We start from the raw sequence: 2,070 nt of genomic DNA, 5'->3' as shown, positions 1-2,070 counted from the left end.
AGAATATGTCGGAATTGATCTTTGTTCATGCCCACATCTAAACGGGCAACATCATTATATTCATAACGTTTTACCAGTTTAAGATAACTTTTATTTACCTCAGGAAAAGTAACTTCATCCGTCGTTTGCAACTCGACTTCGCCCTGCGCTTCAACAGGTGTTACTGCCTGACTATTCAATGCAATGCCCGCAAGTGCCATCATCATTAAAGCTTGAATCTTATTCATATCTGTTCTCACTTAATTATTGTTAGAAGTCGGAAGAGCCGTAAAGCTCTTCCAGATCGGAAATAAATAATTAATCAAATACACCACTGAGACCAACACGGAAGCTTGGATCACCCTGTGACGCTGCGGCAACACCTGTGGTGAGAGACCAGCGACCATTGTCCGCTGTCTTACGAAGCGTCACCCCAACCGCATTTTCACCACCGTGATAAGCAGCCCCGACAGCGTAGGTGTATTTGCCAGAAATATAAGGTGCCGTTTCAAGTGCCATAGCAGCCGCGACACCTGCGTTGGCCATTTTTTTGACATCATCAATACGTTGATTGGTGTCATAGAAAGCCTGTTGCATTTGATCGCCAAGATTGGTAATTCGATCTCCTAATGCCTGATCAGCATTATTTAACGCATTGAGTGCATCTCCCACATTGTCATGTTTTCCACCTCCAACCTCATAACTTGGTGGCGTCCACCCCGTACTTGGGTCATAACCTGCACCGCCGCCTAATGCCTTACCAACGTTTTCATATGACTTATGCAACTGGCTACCATTAATTGCATCTTTTGAATCTGAAGCAATTGCACCATCAGCCACAGCTGTGATTTTACGATTCCCTGCATCGATACCGCCTTTGGTGATACTTGGCCCTTCCGCGATACGCACACCATCTGCTGCAATCGTGGTTCCTTCAGCCCCCCCCACATTAACCTGATTGGCAGCAGTTACGCTGTCAACGTTAATGTCTTTGGCTAAACCGACTTCATAATCCTTACTGCCATCTGCTTTTGTAGTTGGACTGACTAAAATATTGCCATCTTTGTTACTGACCGTTGATTTCGCCGCTGCTGCTGCGCCTCGAACTGAGCTAATTGCATCATTAATATTATTGGCGCCTGTTCCTCCAATATCACTGGTCGTAATTGAACCATCTGGATTCACTGTGGCCTTGCCACCTACAACATTTTTCACACTGTCCGCTACACCATGTAGTTGACCACCATTGATTGCATCTTTAGAACCTGCTGCAACGCTACCATCCGCAACACCTGTGACTTTGTTATCACCCGCATCAATGCCGTCTTTGGTCACACTTGGACCACCCGCAATGCTCAGCCCATTACCATCCAGACGGGTATCTCCCGTTGTTACGCTGTCGACGTTAATGTCTTTGGCTAAGCCGATTTCGTAATCTGTACTACCATCCTCATTGCTACTCCGATTTACCATGACATTTTCGTCACCTGCTGCCTTACTGACTGTCGTTTTGGCTTGTTGTGCCGCTTTTCCTACCGCACCAATGGCATCATTGATGTTGTTTTGACCTGTTCCACCAATGTTACTTGTGCTAATGCTGCCATCAGGATTCACCTTGGTATTTCCACCAATTGCTCCCGCAACACTATCCGCAACACCTTTTAATTGACTGCCATTGATCGCATCGGTTGAGTCAGCTGCAACACGTCCTGGTGCAACCCCTGTGATCACTGTATTACCCGCATCAATGCCATTGACCGTAATATTTGGACCAATGTTATTGCCTGCTGGATCGACAAAACCAAGACCATTTGGATTAATGATCGTTGTATTTCCGTCCTGATCTTTCAAGTTAATGCCTTTTGCTCCATATTCAGCATTATTGCCTTCGCCATTTTTAACTTGAGTGCCTGTTGCCGTCAGGATCGTTTCATTCCCTTCTGCATCAGTTACAGTCACACTGTCAAACTTCACATCTTTAGCAGTGGCAACGTCGTAGTTGGTGCTACCATCTGGATTGGTCGATTGTGTCACCACCATATTGTTGCCTTCGGTGACGGTGGTTTTCGCTGCGACAGCTGCACCACGAAC

General features: G+C 46.1%; 1 protein-coding gene and 1 pseudogene. Both read right to left on the bottom strand.

The features are described 5' to 3' along the window. Positions 1-227 (bottom strand): annotated as a pseudogene (locus F896_RS21100) (outer membrane assembly protein BamE); the annotation flags it as partial. Between the two features lie 70 nt (positions 228-297). After that, on the bottom strand, positions 298-2,070 hold a 1,773-nt coding region (locus F896_RS20555; protein ID WP_016164767.1), incomplete at its 5' end, for a YadA-like family protein.

This window comes from Acinetobacter genomosp. 15BJ (genome assembly GCF_000400715.1).
GTDB lineage: Bacteria > Pseudomonadota > Gammaproteobacteria > Pseudomonadales > Moraxellaceae > Acinetobacter.
This window is presented reverse-complemented; position numbering and strand designations above follow the sequence as displayed.